This window comes from Chromobacterium sp. HL1 (assembly GCF_057418835.1).
Genome location: NZ_CP162399.1, coordinates 1298540 through 1313522, shown reverse-complemented (window position 1 = coordinate 1313522; position 14983 = coordinate 1298540). Strand labels below are relative to the sequence as shown.

The window sequence follows — 14983 nt, the reverse complement described above, 5'->3', positions numbered from 1 at the left end:
GTCCTTTTGCGTGGCTTATGGCCGTCCAGACATCAAAACTCAGGCTCCAGCCTGGCCTTGTCGATATTGGCAAACGGAATCGCCACGATGCGGCCATCCACATCCAGCTTCACAGAGTCTTCCTCGACCCCGGCAAGACGACCGGTAAATTTCTTCTGCTGCTCGATCGGCATGCGCGTCTTGATCTTGGCAAGCTTACCGGCGAAGCGGACGAAATCAGCCTCTTTCTTCAGCGGACGGTCCAAGCCCGGCGAAGACACTTCGAGTCGCTCGTAGTCGATGTTCTCGACCATGAAAAGGCGGGTGAAGTGATTGCTCACCTGGACGCAATCTTCCACGGTGATGCCACCCGGCTTGTCGATAAAAACGCGAAAACCGCCCCCTGGGGTCATTTCGAAATCGACCAACTCGTAGCCCAGACCCGGCAGGGTGTTTTCCAGCAGCAAACGAACATCCATTGCTTTTTCCACAAATAAAAAATGGGCGAAACGCCCATCCCTAACCGACGCGATTGTAACCTATTCCATTGAAAAAGAAAACCGGCGAACCGCCCGCCTCCAACGGGACCGGACGGCTGTTTGCGCCGGACTTCTTTGCGAGCGGTTCCAGTTACGGTACATTACCGGGCACTCAAACAGCAGTTTGACGTCATGAGCGGCCAAGCCGCCGCGACATAACAAATATATAGTCACCAAATAGGTACGACGCCCGCCGGCGCGCGATACGCTGGCGCGACTCTCGTTAACCAGCACGATGGAGAAACCGGGATTTATGGAAAAGGTGTGGCTCAAAAACTACCAGCCGGGCGTAGCTCACGAAATCGACATCAACCAGTTTCAATCCGTGGTCGAAGTCTTCGACCGCAGCGTCAAGAAATTCCATGACCGCCCCGCCCTGGCCTGCATGGGCAAAGAACTCAGCTACCGCGAGATGGACCAGCTCTCCGGCCAGTTCGCCTCCTATCTGCAGCATGAGCTGAAGCTCCAGAAGGGCGACCGCGTGGCGGTGATGATGCCCAATCTGCTGCAATATCCGGTCGCGGTGTTCGGCACCTTGCGCGCCGGCGGCACCGTGGTCAACGTCAATCCGCTGTACACCCCGCGCGAGCTGGAGCATCAGCTGAAGGACTCCGGCGCGGAAACCATCGTGATCCTGGAGAACTTCGCCAGCGTGCTGGAGCAGGTGCTGCCGCGCACCCAGGTCAAGCACGTGATCGTGGCCTCCATCGGCGAGATGCTGGGCTTCGCCAAGGGCATGCTGGTCAACTTCGTGGTGCGCAAGGTCAAGAAGATGGTGCCGCCGTGGCGCCTGCCCGGCCATGTCCGCTTCGGCGACGCCCTGTCCCGCGGCGCGCGCGCGCCCTACCGGCCGGTGGAGCTGGGCCACGACGACATCGCCTTCCTGCAATACACCGGCGGCACCACCGGCGTCTCCAAGGGCGCGATGCTGGTTCACCGCAATATCGTCGCCAATATGCTGCAAGCCGGCGAGTGGGTGAAGCCGGTGATCCGCCCGGGACAGGAAATCATCGTCACCGCGCTGCCGCTCTATCACATCTTCTCCTTGACCGCGAATCTGATGGTGTTCACCGAAGTGGGGGCGCTCAACATCCTGATCACCAATCCGCGCGACATCCCCGGCTTCATCAAGGAAATGGGCAAGTACCCGATCACCTGCATGACCGGGGTCAACACCCTGTTCAACGCGCTGCTGAACAATCCGGAATTCGCCAAGCTCGACTTCTCCACCTGGCGCCTGGCGCTGGGCGGCGGCATGGCGGTGCAAAAAGCGGTGGCGGACAAGTGGAAGCAAGTGACCGGCGTCACTCTGGTGGAAGCCTACGGCCTGACCGAGGCCAGCCCGGCCGTGTGCATGAACCCGCTGGATCTCGCCGCCTACAACGGCACCATCGGCGTGCCGGTGCCCTCCACCGAGATGCAGCTGCGCGGCCCCGAGGGCGAGGAAGTGGCCCCCGGCGAGCAGGGCGAGCTGTGCATCCGCGGCCCTCAGGTGATGAAAGGCTATTGGAACCGCCCGGACGAAACCGCCAAGGTGCTGAGCCCGGACGGCTTCCTCGCCACCGGCGACATGGCCATGCTGACGCCGGACGGCTTCGTCAAACTGGTGGACCGCAAGAAGGACATGATCCTGGTGTCCGGCTTCAACGTTTACCCCAACGAGATCGAAGACGTGGTGGCCGGCCACGCCGGCGTGCTGGAAGTGGCCTGCATCGGCGTGCCGGACGACAAGTCCGGCGAGGTGGTCAAGGTCTTCGTTGTGCGCAAAGACCGCGCGCTGACGGAAAAAGACATCATCCAGCACTGCCGCGACAATCTGACCGGCTACAAGGTGCCCAAGCTGGTGGAGTTCCGCGACGAGCTGCCCAAGACCAATGTCGGCAAGATTCTGCGCCGCGCGCTGCGCGACGAGAACAGCGGCGCCAAACCCGCCTGATCCATGCGGACGCCATGAAATCGCCGCCGCCCGCGCTGTCGGGCGGCGTTTTTTTTGGGCGCGGGCCGGCTACACTTTAAAAGAACCGTTCCATTGATAAACCTTGCCGCTTCGGGTGCACGATTATGTTGATGCTGCCGTTTTTCAAATTGATGGCCGAACGCCGCGCCAGCGATCTGTTCTTCACCAGCTTCTCCCCGCCGATGATCAAGCAGAACGGCGAGCTGCTGCCGATGAACGAAAAACCGCTGACCGCGGACATGGTCAAACAGCTGGCCTACAGCCTGATGAGCGAAGAGGAAATCGGCGTCTTCGAACAGGAACGCGAAATGAACCTGGGCCACCCGGTGCCCGGCCTCGGCAGTTTCCGCATCAATATCTTCTGGCAACGCGGCTCGGTGGGCATGGTGGTGCGCTACATCCTGCCCAATATTCCGTCGCTGGAGCATTTGCAGCTGCCGCCGGTGCTCAGCGAACTGATCAAGCTCAAGCGCGGCCTGATCCTGGTGGTCGGCTCCACCGGTTCCGGCAAAAGCTCCACCGTGGCGGCCATGCTGCAAACCCGCAATCAGAGCATGAGCGGCCACATCCTCACCGTGGAGGACCCGATCGAATTCCTGTTCCGCCACGACAAGTCCATCGTCAACCAGCGCGAAGTGGGCTTCGACACCCTCTCCTACGCCCGCGCGCTGAAGAACGCGATGCGCGAGGCGCCGGACGTGCTGATGATAGGCGAGATCCGCGACCCGGAAACCCTGACCCAGGCGGTGACCTACGCCCAGTCTGGCCATCTGTGCATCTCCACGCTGCACGGCAACAACAGCTATCACATGCTGAGCCGGGTCATCAATTTCTTCCCGGCGGAAAGCCGCGCCGCCTTGCTGATGGACCTGTCCTCCGCGCTGAAGGCGGTGGTTTCGCAACGGCTGATCCCCACGGTGGACGGCGCCCGGGTGCCGGCGATCGAAATCCTGATCAACACCGCGCGCATTTCGGAGTTGATCCGAAACGGAGAGATAGACAAAATCAAGGAAGCCATCGAAAGCAGCATGAGCGATGGCTCGCAAACCTTCGAACAGGCGTTGTACCGGCTCTACAGCACGGGGCGCATCAGCCTGGACGAGGCCCTGAGAAACGCCGACTCGCCCACCAACTTGTACTGGTTGATCAATCAGAGCAAGGAAAAAGCGGCGAGCGGCGACAATAAGCAAGCCGGCGGCGAGCCGCCAAGCTTCGACAGCATCAAACTGGACCTGTAAACCCACCCATGATTACTCTTTACGGCATACCCAATTGCAGCACCGTCAAAAAAGCGCGCCAATGGCTGAGCGACAACGGCCTCGACTACCACTTCCATGATTTCAAGAAACAAGGCGCGGACGCCGCCAGCCTGGAGCGCTGGGCCGCCGCGGTCGGCCTCGCCAAGCTGATCAACCGCCAGGGCACCACCTGGCGCGCGCTGCCGGACGAGGTCAAGGCCGGCGCCGAGCAACTGCCGGCCGCGCTGGCCTTGATGCAGGCCAATCCCTCGGTGATCAAGCGCCCGGTGCTGGACGCCGGCGGCAAGATCAGCGTCGGCTTCGTCGAAGCCGACTGGGCGGAGCGCCTGCTGAAATGAGCGCAACCTTAGAATTGGCGCGGCAGCTGATCCGGCTGGATTCGGTCACCCCGCGCGACCAGGGCTGCCAGGAATTGATGATCGCCCGCTTGGAAGCCATAGGCTTTCGCGTGGAGCGCATGCGTTTCGGCGAGGTCGACAACTTCTGGGCCCGCCGCGGCGACGCAGCTCCGCTGGTCTGCTTCGCCGGCCACACCGACGTGGTGCCCACCGGCCCGCTGGAGCAATGGGACAGCCCGCCCTTCGAACCCACCATCCGCAACGGCCTGCTCTACGGCCGCGGCGCCGCCGACATGAAAGCTTCGCTGGCCGCCTTCGTCACCGCCTGCGAAGACTTCGTCGCCCGCCATCCCGGGCACCCCGGCTCCATCGCCCTCCTGATCACCTCGGACGAGGAAGGCGTGGCGGTGGACGGCAGCGTCAAGGTGGTGGACGCGCTGGAGGCGCGCGGCGAAACCATAGATTATTGCATCGTCGGCGAACCCACCTCGGACCAGGCGCTGGGCGACACCATCAAGAACGGCCGCCGCGGCTCGCTGTCCGGCCATTTGATCGTGCACGGCATCCAGGGCCACATCGCCTATCCGCACCTGGCCAAGAACCCGGTTCACCTGATGGCGCCGGCGCTGGCCGAACTGGCGGAGACGCGCTGGGACGAGGGCAACGCCTTTTTCCCGCCCACCAGCTGGCAGGTGTCCAACATCCATGCGGGCACCGGCGCCAGCAACATCATTCCCGGCCATTGCGACATCCGCTTCAACTTCCGCTTCTCGCCGGAGAGCAGCGCGGAATCGCTGAAGGAACGCGTCTGCGCCATTCTGGACCGCCACGGCCTGGGCTATGAGTTGCACTGGCAATTGTCCGGCCAGCCTTTCCTGACGCAGCCGGGCAAGCTCACCGAGGCGCTTGGCCTCGCCATCGCCGACGCCACCGGCCGCCGGGCCGAGCTCTCCACCACCGGCGGCACCTCCGACGGCCGCTTCATCAAGCGCATCGCGCGCGAGCTGGTGGAGTTCGGCCCGGTCAACGCCACCATCCACAAGCTGAACGAGTGCGTGGAGGCGGCCGATGTCGAACCCTTGTCCGCCATCTATCGCCACACGCTGGAACTGCTGCTGAACACTGACTAAGCCGAATTCCGGCTATGCTGAAACCGGTTGCGCCTGGCGCGGCCGGTTTTTTTGCTTTGCGGCGCGCCGCCGTGGCGCGGCGTCGACGCTTCTCGTCTCCCGCCTGAATGCGGCGGCCTCCAGCGAAAGGTATGATCCGAACCATGGAAGTCGAAATCGCAAAAATATTCATCGCGCTGCTGGTGCTGGTCAATCCGCTGGGCGCCATCCCCATCTTCATCAGCCTGACGCCCACCTCCAACCAGCTGGAGCGCAAGAAAATCGCCAAGACCACGGCCATCGCCGTGGCCATCGTGCTCTGCCTGTTCGCCGTCGTCGGCGAGACCCTGCTGCGCTTTCTCGGCATCAGCGTCGGCTCTTTCCAGGTGGGCGGCGGCCTATTGGTGATGCTGATCGCCATCGCGCTGATGAACGCCAAACCGGGACCGACCAAGACCACCAAGGTGGAGCGCGAGGAAGCGGAAACCAAGACCAATATCGCCGTGGTGCCGCTGGCCATCCCGCTGATGACCGGGCCGGGCACCATCTCCACCGTGATCATCTATGCGACGACGGCCTCGTCGTGGGTACAGGTGGTTTACCTTTTGGTAAGCAGTTTGCTGGTGGCCATCACCTGCTACGGCGCGCTGGTGCTGGCCTCGCCCTTGTCCCGCCTGCTGGGGCAGACCGGCATCAACATCGTCAACCGGGTGATGGGCATGCTGCTGGCGGCGGTGTCGGTGGAAATCATCGTGGATGGGATTTACCGGCTTTTTCCGCAGCTTGCACGATAAAATCCCAAAAAACCCACAAACTCGGCAGGATTATTGTGCTGAGGCGATCAGCACAGCGCCTGGCGTTCAATACCAGACAAAGCGGGGCAAGACCCGGGCTCCGCCCGTTCGCCGCATGGAAAACCCCTTGTTTTTACTTGGGGTTTTCCATGTCCACGCTCAAGCCCAAGCCCGCATCTGTATATAGACAGACGGCGCTGTATACACATTTTCAAAGACAACTGTTCATTGTTTGTACCGATCCCAAGCAGTACTAATAAGGGGTTTTCATCCAATGGTCATTTTGCCATGTCTAGCCAGCAAGCCGTCCCCATCAAAATCTATCCGCGCCTGACCACCGGCCGCTTCAACAACGTTCGGGTGTTCATGGTTCTCGCTACCCAACTGGCGTTCTTCGGCCTGCCCTGGTTGCAGTGGAACGGCAGGCAGGCTGTGCATCTGGATCTGGAACAACATCGCTTCCTGATCTTCGGCCTCACCTTCTGGCCGCAGGACTTCATCTTCTTCGCCGCCTTGCTGGTGATCTGCGCGCTGGGCCTGTTCCTGTGGACCGCGCTGGCCGGCCGGCTCTGGTGCGGTTACAGCTGTCCGCAGACAGTCTACACCCAGATCATGTTGTGGATAGAACGGCTGACCCTGGGCGATCACAACGCCCGCCGCAAACTGGACGCGGCGCCGATGAGCGTGAACAAGTTCACGCGCAAGACGCTGTCGCACGGGCTGATGGGCTTGTTCTCGCTGATCACCGGCTTCACCCTGGTCGGCTACTTCACCCCGGTGCGCGAGCTGGCCGCCGCCGCGCCCAGCCTGGCCTACGGCCCGTGGGAAAGCTTCTGGATCCTGTTCTACGGCGGTTTCACCTGGCTGCTGGCCGGCGTGCTGCGCGAGAAGGTCTGTCTGCACATGTGCCCGTACGCGCGCTTCCAGGGCGCGATGTTCGACAACGACACCCTGATCATCTCCTACGACAACCGCCGCGGCGAACCACGCGGCAAGAGCAAGCAGGCGGCCGACAAGGCGCGCGGCAGCTGCATCGATTGCGGCATCTGCGTCCAGGTCTGCCCCACCGGCATCGACATCCGCAACGGCCTGCAATACGAGTGCATAGGCTGCGCCGCCTGTATCGACGCCTGCGATCAGGTAATGGACAAGATCCATGCGCCGCGCGGGCTGATCAGCTACACCAGCGCCGCCGCGCTGGAAGCCGCCGGCAAGCCGGAACGCCCCAGCAGCAGCCATCGCCCGCGGGTCATCGTCTACTCCAGCTTGCTGGCCGGCATCATCGCCCTGTCCACCACCGCGCTGATCCTGAAAAAACCGTTCAAGGTGGACGTGCTGCGCGACCGCGCGGTCCTGGTGCGCGCCACCGACGACGGCCTGCTGGAAAACAGCTATAACCTGAAGCTGATCAACACCAGCGAACAGGCGCAGCGCTTCAAGATCCAGGTGGAAGGCCTGCCCAGCCTGAGGCTGGACAAGCCGGGCCAGGTGGTCGAAGTCGCGCCCACCCGCACCGAGACCGTCACCGTGCGAGTGCAGGCCGAGCCCGAGCACGCCACCCGCGGCGCGCACGACATCTACTTCGTGGTCAGCTCGCTGAGCCATGACGGTAGTATGATCAGGGAAAAATCCAGCTTCATCGGCGAATGAATCTAGGACCCGCCGATGTTTTTCAGCGCCAAGCAAACGTCGGCGGCCCTAGGCAGTCCATCAGGAGTCATGCCGCGGCGCAACGCCGCCGCGGCTCAACCGCCAGGAATACAATGAGCAAGACCAGTCAACTGAGCCAGCGCTTTCGCCATGCCATCGAGCAAGGCCATCTGCGCCCCGGCGATCGCATGCCTTCGCTGCGCAAGCTATGCCTGGACCACAAGGTCAGCATCACCACCGCCCAACGCGCCTACGCCGAGCTGGAGAAACAAGGCCTGATCGAGTCCCTGCCCCGATCCGGTTTCCGGGTGCTGGGCCTGTCCTCGCTGTCGCTGCGCCAATCGCCGCCGCTGCCGGACCACCCGGGCGAGTTCCGCGCCGAGCACCTGACCATGGCACTGCCCATGCCCTGGGGCTGCCCGTTCATGAACCCGGTGTTGATCAACACCACGCCGCTGACCCGCGCGCTGACTCGCGCGCTCAGCGATTACCGCTACGCCTTGTCCAGCACCGACAGCGAGGGCTACGAGGGGCTGCGCCGAGAACTGGCGCTGCGCTATCTCGCCCAGGGCGTGGAGCTGGACGGCGAGGAAATGCTGATCACCTGCGGCGGCATGGAGGCGCTGAACCTGGCGATCCGCTCGGTGGCCCGCCTCAGCGGCAGCGACTGCATGCTGGTGATCACCCCGGCTTTCCCGCCCATCTTCGAACAACTGGAACACCTGGAACTACGCGCCGTCGGCTTCAACTGTCCGCCGGGGCAGCCGCTGGACCTGGAGCGGCTGGAAGCGCTGCTGATCCAGCACCAGCCGGCCGGCATCATCGCCATGCCCAATTTCCAGCACCCCACCGGCCAGGTGATGAGCGATTCGCAAAAAGCCGCGCTGCTGGCGCTGGCGGAACGCCACCGCGTGCCCATCATCGAGGACGACACCTATCGCGAGCTGTACTTCGGCGAAGGCGCGCCCTTGCCGCTCAAGGCTTTCGATCAGCGCGGCAGCGTGCTGCACTGTTCCTCCTTCAGCAAATCGCTGGCCCCCGGCTATCGCGTGGGCTGGATCGCCGCCGGACGCTTCCGCGACAGCATTCTGGGCCTCAAGCTGTGCAGCTCGCTGGCCACCCCGCTGCCCAGCCAGATGGCGCTGGCGCGCTTGCTGGCCGGCGGCCATCACGAGGACATGCTCAGCCTGTTGCGCCAGCGTCTGCAAAACAATCTGGCCGCGCTGCAACAGCAGATCTCCGCCCATTTCCCGGCCGACTGCCGGATGGCCCGGCCGCAGGGCGGCTACTTCCTGTGGGTGGAGCTGCCGCCCGGCGTCGACTGCCGCCGCCTGCTGCCGATGGCGATGCAACAGGGGCTGCACTTCGCGCCGTCCCAGATGTTCCACACCCCGGGACAGGACACGGGCAACGCGATGCGCTTGAACTTCAGCTTCTTCGATCCGCTGCAACACCGCTCCGGCGTCCCCCTGCTGGCCGAGCTGCTCAGCCCGGCCAACGTCCGCTGAGCCTCAGATCCGCTCATCCGCCAGCTTGACCCGCTTGCGCTGCCCCAGCAGGGGCAGCAGCAAGACGGCGGACAGCATGGTGGTCACGGACAAGGCCAGGAAAAACCCGTCCCAGCCCCAGGCGTCGGTCACCTTGGCCAGCGGGTAGCCGGACAGCGCCGCCCCCAGATAGCCGAACACGCCGACGAAACCGGTGGCCGCGCCCGCCGACTCCTTGTGCGCGGCCTCGGCCGCCGCCATGCCTATCAGCATCTGCGGGCCGAAAATAAAGAAACCGATGAAGAAGAAACTGCCGGCGATCAACAGGTAGTGATCCACCCGCAAGGTCCACAGCAGCAGCACCGACAGCAGGATGCCCAGGGTGAAGATGATATTCATCGGCACCCGGTTGCCGCGGAAAAAACGGTCCGAGCCCCAGCCGGCGACGATGGTGCCGATGAAGCCGCCCACCTCCAGCCAGAAAATCGCCGAGTTGGCCTTCAGCAACGCGTAACCGTGCTGCTCCTGCAGAAACTTGTTGCCCCAATCGTTGATGCCGATGCGCACCACGTAGACGAATAGATAAGACGCGGCCAGCAGCCAGATGAAGCGGTTGCCGAACACATAACGCCGCAATACCTGCCACATCGGCAGCTTGGCGCTATTCCTCTCCTGCTCCAGCTCCAGTTCGTCCCGCCGCCAGGCCCCCACCGTCGGCAGGCCCATGGACGCCGGCCGATCGCGCAGGCGGACGCACAGCAACAGGCCGACGGCGATGCCGATCACCCCCGGCACGATCATGCCGTAGCGCCAGCCGTAGGCCATCGCCAAGGCGCCCGCCAGCAAGGGAATCAGCGCGCCGCCGACATTGTGCGAGGTATTGCAGATCGCCCACCAGAAACCGCGCTCGTTGCGCGAGTACCAGGCCGTCATCAGCTTGGCGCACGGCGGCCAGCCCCAGCCCTGGAAGAAGGCGTTCAGCGTCCACAGCGCGGTAAAGGCCAGCAAGCTGCTGCTGAAGCCGAACAGGATGTTGATGACGCCGGTGGCGATCAGGCCCAGGCCCATGAAGTAACGCGGATTGGCGAAGTCGCTCATCATGCCGGACACGAAGCGCGACACGCCGTAGACGATGTAGAACATCGACAGGATGGCGCCGCCGGCGGCCCGCTCCCAACCCAGATCGTCCAGCATCGCCGGCAGGATGGAATTGAAACTGCGGCGGGTGAAATAGTAGACGGCGTAGCCGGCGTACAAGCCCAACATGATGTGGAGGCGCCAATGGCGGTAGCTGGCGTTGATTTCCTCCTGGTTCTTGTCCACCGGCGCCTCCGGCTGCGCGCGCAGCCAGCTCAGCCATGTTCTCAGCGACATGTGCGTTCTCCTCTGTCCGCGCCGCCGCGACGGCGGCGCCGTTGTGACCGGCGCGTCTTTGCGCGCCTTGCCTCAAGCCAGCCGCTGAATCAGCTCCAGCGCCTCGCGGTGGCGGGCCGGATCGCCGGCCGCCACTACCCGGCTGCCGCTGTCCAGCGTGATCGCCCGGCCCTCCCAATCGCTGATCACGCCGCCGGCGCCCTCGATCACCGGCCGCATCGCCGCGTAGTCGTAGAGCTTGAGGCCGGCGTCCAGCGCCAGGTCGGTGCGCCCGGAAGCCAGCAGGCCGTAGCTGCGGCAAGCGCCGCCGTAGACCCGCCAGCCCGTGCGCTCGCAAAAGCCCTGCCATACCGGCCTTTCCTCCGGCAGGAAAAAATCCGGGCTGCTGACCGAGACGAAGGCCCGCTCCAGGCTGGCGCAGGCTCGGGTCCGGCATTCGCAGCCGCCGTCGCGCTTGAACAACAAGGTGGGCAGGCCGCGACGGCCTATCCAGCAGTCGTCGGTGGCCGGCTGATCGATCACGCCCAGCACCGGCACGCCCTGATGCAAGAGCGCGATCAGGCTGCCGTAGACCGGCATGCCGGCCATGAAGGAGGCGGTGCCGTCGATGGGGTCCAGCACCCACAGCCATTCCGCGTCCCGCTCCCTGGCGCCGAACTCCTCGCCCAGCACGCCGTGGTCCGGATAACGCCGCAGGATGCGCTCGCGCAGCTTTTGCTCAATCTCCAGATCCAGTTGAGTCACCAGAGTGCGGTCCGGCTTGAACTGCGAACTCCAGTCGGTACGGGAAGCCAGCAAGCCGCGGCTGTCCGCCACCAGCTCCCGCGCGAATGTCAGCCATTCATCCAATTGTCCTTGGGCATACCGCCTCATCCCACCCTCCTTTCACTGCCTCACTGCATCACTGCCCGTGTCGTCCACTGGCCGTTCTTGACTTCGGAAATCGTCACCGCCGCCTTGTTGAGATCGCCCTTGGCGTCAAAGGAAAAATCGGTGCTGACTCCGGCGTAACTGAGCTTGGCCAATACCGGCATGAATCGCGCCGGTTCCACCGAACCCGCCTGCTGCATGGCGGCCGCCACCATCATCATGCCGTCGTAGAACTGCGGCCCCAGCCTCACCACATCCTGCTTGAAACGCGCCTGATAGCGCTGGCGGAAAGCCTTGCCCGCCGGCCTGTCGTTCAACTGGCCGCCGGGAATGCCGGCGAAGTGGCCGCCGGCGCTGTCGCCGGCCAGGCTGAGGAAGGTGGGCGTTTGCAGCATGTCACCGCCCAGCAGGCGCGCGTCCAGACCCAGCCGCTTCATCTGCTTGGCCATGGGCGCGGCCTGGGCGTCGGCGCCGCCGTAGAAGATCACCTGCGGCCGCAGCGGCTTGACCGCGGTCAGGATGGCGGAAAAATCGCTGGCCTTGTCGTTGGTGTACTCGCGGCGGGCGATCTTGCCGCCGCTGGCCTGCACCGCCTTGGCGAACTCGTCGGCGATGCCTTGGCCGTAGGCGGTGCGGTCGTCTATCACCACGATGCTGCTCGCCTTCAGCGTCTGCACCGCGAAGCGGCCCAACGCGGCGCCCACCTGGCTGTCGCTACCCACCAGCCGGAAGGCGGTGCGGTAGCCCTGCCGGGTATAGGCCGGGTTGGTGGACACCGATAGCTGCGGAATGCCGGCGGCGGCGTAAAGACGCGCAGCCGGAATCGACACTCCGGAATTGAAATGGCCGAGCACCGCCTTGACGCCGGAGTCGACGAAGCGTTGCGCCACCTGAGTGCCGATGCGCGGATCGGCCTGGTCGTCCTCCGCCAGCAACTGGAAGCGCACCAGCTGGCCGCCTATCTGCGGCTTGCGCGCGTTCAATTCGTCCACCGCCAGCCGCGCGGCGTTTTCATTGTCCTTGCCGTAATGGGCTTGCGGGCCGGACAAGGGCGAGGCGAAGCCTATCTTGACCAGGGTTTCGGCGGCCGCCGGCCAGGCGCCGATCAGCAGCGCGGCGCCGGCGAGCGCCGCCCGCAGGGGGAAAATGGTTTTCATCTCGTCTCTCCTTTGTTTTGGATGGGTGCTGCGCAAAACGCCCGGCGCCGCGCCGGCGGCGCCGGGCCTCAAGCTAGTTCACGTACCAGATGGTCTTGGTCTGCTGGTATTGCTCCAGCGCCTCAAGGCCTTTGTCGCGCCCGCCGAAGCCGGATTGTTTGAAGCCGCCGAAGGGCGTGGTGATGTCGCCCTCGGAGAAGCCGTTGACCGACACCGTGCCGGCGCGCAAGGCGGCGGCCACGCGCTGCGCGCGCCTGACGTCGCGGGTGTACAGCGAGGCGGCCAGGCCGTAGACGCTGTCGTTGGCCAGGCGCACCGCTTCTTCCTCGCTGTCGAAGGTGCTCACCGCCAGGATCGGGCCGAAGATTTCCTCCTGGAAGACGCGCATCTTGGCGTCGACCTGGTCGAAAATGGTGGGTTCGATATACCAGCCGCTGCCCAGCTCGGCGTGGATGCGGCCGCCGTGCACCAGCCGCGCGCCCTCGGCCTTGGCCGCGTCCAGATAGGCTTTCACCCGCTCGAAATGGGCTTGCTCCACCAGCGGCCCCACCTGCACCGTCGGATCGGTGGGCAGGCCCAGCTTCCAGCCGGCCAGCCGTCGCTTGAGCTTCTCCAGCAAGGCGTCCTTGACGCCGGCGGCGACGATCAAGCGCGAGCCGCAGCTGCAGTTCTCGCTCATATTCCAGAAGGCCGCGGCCAGCACGTCGTCGACGATCTCGTCCAGCTCGGCGTCCTCGAACACCAGCTGCGGACTCTTGCCGCCCAGCTCCAGCACCACTTCCTTCAGATTGCTCTCGGCGGAATACTGCAGGAACAAACGCCCCACTTCGGTGGAGCCGGTGAAGGACACCATGTCCACGTCCGGATGCCGGCCCAACGCCTCGCCCACCGACTGGCCGGAGCCGGTGACCAGGGTCAGCGCCGCGGCGGGAATGCCGGCCTGATGCGCCAGCTGGGTGATGCGATAGGCGCTGAGCGAGGTCTGCTTGGCCGGCTTCACCACCACCGAGTTGCCGGCGGCCAGCGCCGGCGCCACTTTCCACGCGTACATCTGCGCCGGGAAGTTCCACGGCAGCACCGCGCCCACCACGCCTATCGGCTCCTTGACGATGAAGCCCAGCGCCTCCGGCCCGGTGGGCGCCACCTTGCCGTAGCACTTGTCTATCGCCTCCGCGTACCAGCCGAAGGTGTCCAGCGTGGCCGGCAGATCGGTGTTCAGGCATTCGGTGATGGGTTTGCCGGCGTCGATGCAGTCCAGCGCCGCCAACTCCTCGACGTGTTCTTGCAATAGCGCCACCCAGCGCTGCATCGCCTGCTTGCGCTCGGCCGGCGGCCGGCGCGACCATTCGCCGGACTCGAAGCCGGCGCGCGCCGCCGCCACCGCGGCGTCGACGTCGGCGGCGTCGCCGGCGGCGACATGGCCGATCAGGCTGTTGTCCATCGGCGTCCGATTGTCCAGCCGCGCGCCCTTGCCCTCATGGCCGGGGATCAGCAGGCCGGCCCATAATTGCCCGGCGCGGGCCTGCTCGAATACCGTTTCCTTGCTTAATGGCATCTCAGTCTCCTGTTAACGATCGAACGCGGCCAGCGCGTCGAGGAAGGCCTTGGCTTCCGCGCCCGGCAAGGGCAGCAGCGGCAGGCGCACATCGCCGGCCTCGACGCCGTGGCGACGCACGCCCAGCTTGGCCTTCTGGTTGTAGCCGCCGGACTCCATCGCCTGGATCGCCGGATACATCGCCGCCATCAGCGCGCGCACCCGCGCCCAGTCCTCGACCTTGGCGGCGTTCAGCATCGCCACCTGTTCGCCGGGAAAGACGTTGGCCGCGCCGCTGATCCAGCTGCGCACGCCCCAGAACAGAAAATCCGCCGCCTGGTCGTCGCAGCCGCAGATCACCTCGAAATCCGGCAAGTTCGCCTGGATCAGCGCCAGCGCGCGGCTGAAATCGCCGCTGCTTTCCTTGATGCCGACGATATTGGGCTCGCGGCTCAGCTCCGCCACGCTGTCGATGTCGATGCCGACCCCGGCGCGCGCCGGGAAGTTGTAGAGGATGATGGGCAGCGCGCTGGCGGCGGCCACCGCCTTGAAATGGGCGACGATGCCGGCCTGGTCCGGCAGGCTGTAGGCCGGCGGCGCCAGCATCAGCGCCTCGTAGCCCAGCTCCGCCGCCTGGCGCGCGCGCGCGATCGCGCCGCGGGTGGACAGATCGTTGGCGCCGGCGATCAGCCGCAGCCGGCCCTTGCCCGCCTGGGCCACGCACTCCAGCACTTGGCGGCGCTCGCCCTCGTCCAGCGCGTAGTATTCGCCGGTGGTGCCGCAGGCGACGACGCCGGCGACGCCTTGCTCGATGAAACGCTCGATCAGCTGCCGCAGCGCCGCCAGGTCCAGGCGGCCGTCGCGGTCGAACGGCGTGACGATGGGAACCAGAATGCCTTGTTCTTGCATGGGAGTTTCCTTTGTACTTACGGGTGG

General features: G+C 64.7%; 13 protein-coding genes. 7 read left to right on the top strand and 6 right to left on the bottom strand.

Annotation, left to right across the window (positions count from 1 at the left end; genetic code table 11):
• Window positions 1–32: 32 nt before the first annotated feature.
• Window positions 33–458, bottom strand: a complete 426-nt coding sequence (gene rimP / locus AB1Z25_RS06185; RefSeq protein ID WP_048409119.1) for a ribosome maturation factor RimP — start codon at window positions 456–458, stop codon at window positions 33–35.
• 313 nt (window positions 459–771) lie between these two features.
• Here rimP and AB1Z25_RS06180 point away from each other — a divergent pair, with 313 nt between their 5' ends.
• The 7 genes from AB1Z25_RS06180 to AB1Z25_RS06150 all read left to right on the top strand — a co-directional run bounded on the left by AB1Z25_RS06180 (window position 772) and on the right by AB1Z25_RS06150 (window position 9133).
• The gene (locus tag AB1Z25_RS06180; RefSeq protein WP_486636817.1) at window positions 772–2454 is read left to right on the top strand and encodes a long-chain-fatty-acid--CoA ligase; all 1683 of its coding nucleotides are present in this window, start codon (window positions 772–774) and stop codon (window positions 2452–2454) included.
• 131 nt (window positions 2455–2585) lie between these two features.
• Complete coding sequence (locus tag AB1Z25_RS06175) at window positions 2586–3713, top strand: PilT/PilU family type 4a pilus ATPase (RefSeq protein ID WP_486636816.1); 1128 nt, start codon at window positions 2586–2588, stop codon at window positions 3711–3713.
• Window positions 3714–3721: 8 nt separating this feature from the next.
• Complete coding sequence (locus AB1Z25_RS06170) at window positions 3722–4072, top strand: arsenate reductase (protein WP_107799033.1); 351 nt, start codon at window positions 3722–3724, stop codon at window positions 4070–4072.
• Window positions 4069–5202: a succinyl-diaminopimelate desuccinylase gene (gene dapE, locus AB1Z25_RS06165; protein ID WP_107799032.1), complete on the top strand. Its 1134-nt coding sequence runs from the start codon at window positions 4069–4071 to the stop codon at window positions 5200–5202. The genes AB1Z25_RS06170 and dapE overlap by 4 nt, the downstream gene beginning before the upstream one ends.
• A gap of 143 nt (window positions 5203–5345) precedes the next feature.
• Window positions 5346–5975: a MarC family protein gene (locus tag AB1Z25_RS06160; RefSeq protein ID WP_019103674.1), complete on the top strand. Its 630-nt coding sequence runs from the start codon at window positions 5346–5348 to the stop codon at window positions 5973–5975.
• 288 nt (window positions 5976–6263) lie between these two features.
• A complete protein-coding gene (gene ccoG / locus AB1Z25_RS06155) occupies window positions 6264–7625 on the top strand; it encodes a cytochrome c oxidase accessory protein CcoG (protein ID WP_107799031.1) in 1362 nt (453 codons plus the stop codon).
• Window positions 7626–7738: 113 nt separating this feature from the next.
• Window positions 7739–9133, top strand: coding sequence for an aminotransferase-like domain-containing protein (locus AB1Z25_RS06150; RefSeq protein ID WP_158274263.1), 1395 nt, complete (start codon window positions 7739–7741; stop codon window positions 9131–9133).
• 3 nt (window positions 9134–9136) lie between these two features.
• Here the strand turns inward: AB1Z25_RS06150 and uhpC are convergent, their stop codons facing one another.
• From uhpC to dapA, 5 genes are all read right to left on the bottom strand, one after another.
• On the bottom strand, window positions 9137–10486 hold the full coding sequence (uhpC, locus tag AB1Z25_RS06145; protein WP_107799029.1) for an MFS transporter family glucose-6-phosphate receptor UhpC: 1350 nt from the start codon (window positions 10484–10486) through the stop codon (window positions 9137–9139).
• Between the two features lie 72 nt (window positions 10487–10558).
• Window positions 10559–11359: an inositol monophosphatase family protein gene (locus tag AB1Z25_RS06140; protein ID WP_486636815.1), complete on the bottom strand. Its 801-nt coding sequence runs from the start codon at window positions 11357–11359 to the stop codon at window positions 10559–10561.
• A 20-nt stretch (window positions 11360–11379) separates the two neighbouring features.
• Window positions 11380–12513, bottom strand: a complete 1134-nt coding sequence (locus tag AB1Z25_RS06135) for a branched-chain amino acid ABC transporter substrate-binding protein (RefSeq protein ID WP_486636814.1) — start codon at window positions 12511–12513, stop codon at window positions 11380–11382.
• A 73-nt stretch (window positions 12514–12586) separates the two neighbouring features.
• Entirely contained in the window at window positions 12587–14068 is a 1482-nt protein-coding gene (locus AB1Z25_RS06130; RefSeq protein ID WP_235089532.1) for an aldehyde dehydrogenase, read from the bottom strand.
• A 12-nt stretch (window positions 14069–14080) separates the two neighbouring features.
• Window positions 14081–14956: a 4-hydroxy-tetrahydrodipicolinate synthase gene (dapA, locus tag AB1Z25_RS06125; RefSeq protein WP_107799025.1), complete on the bottom strand. Its 876-nt coding sequence runs from the start codon at window positions 14954–14956 to the stop codon at window positions 14081–14083.
• Window positions 14957–14983 lie beyond the last annotated feature (27 nt).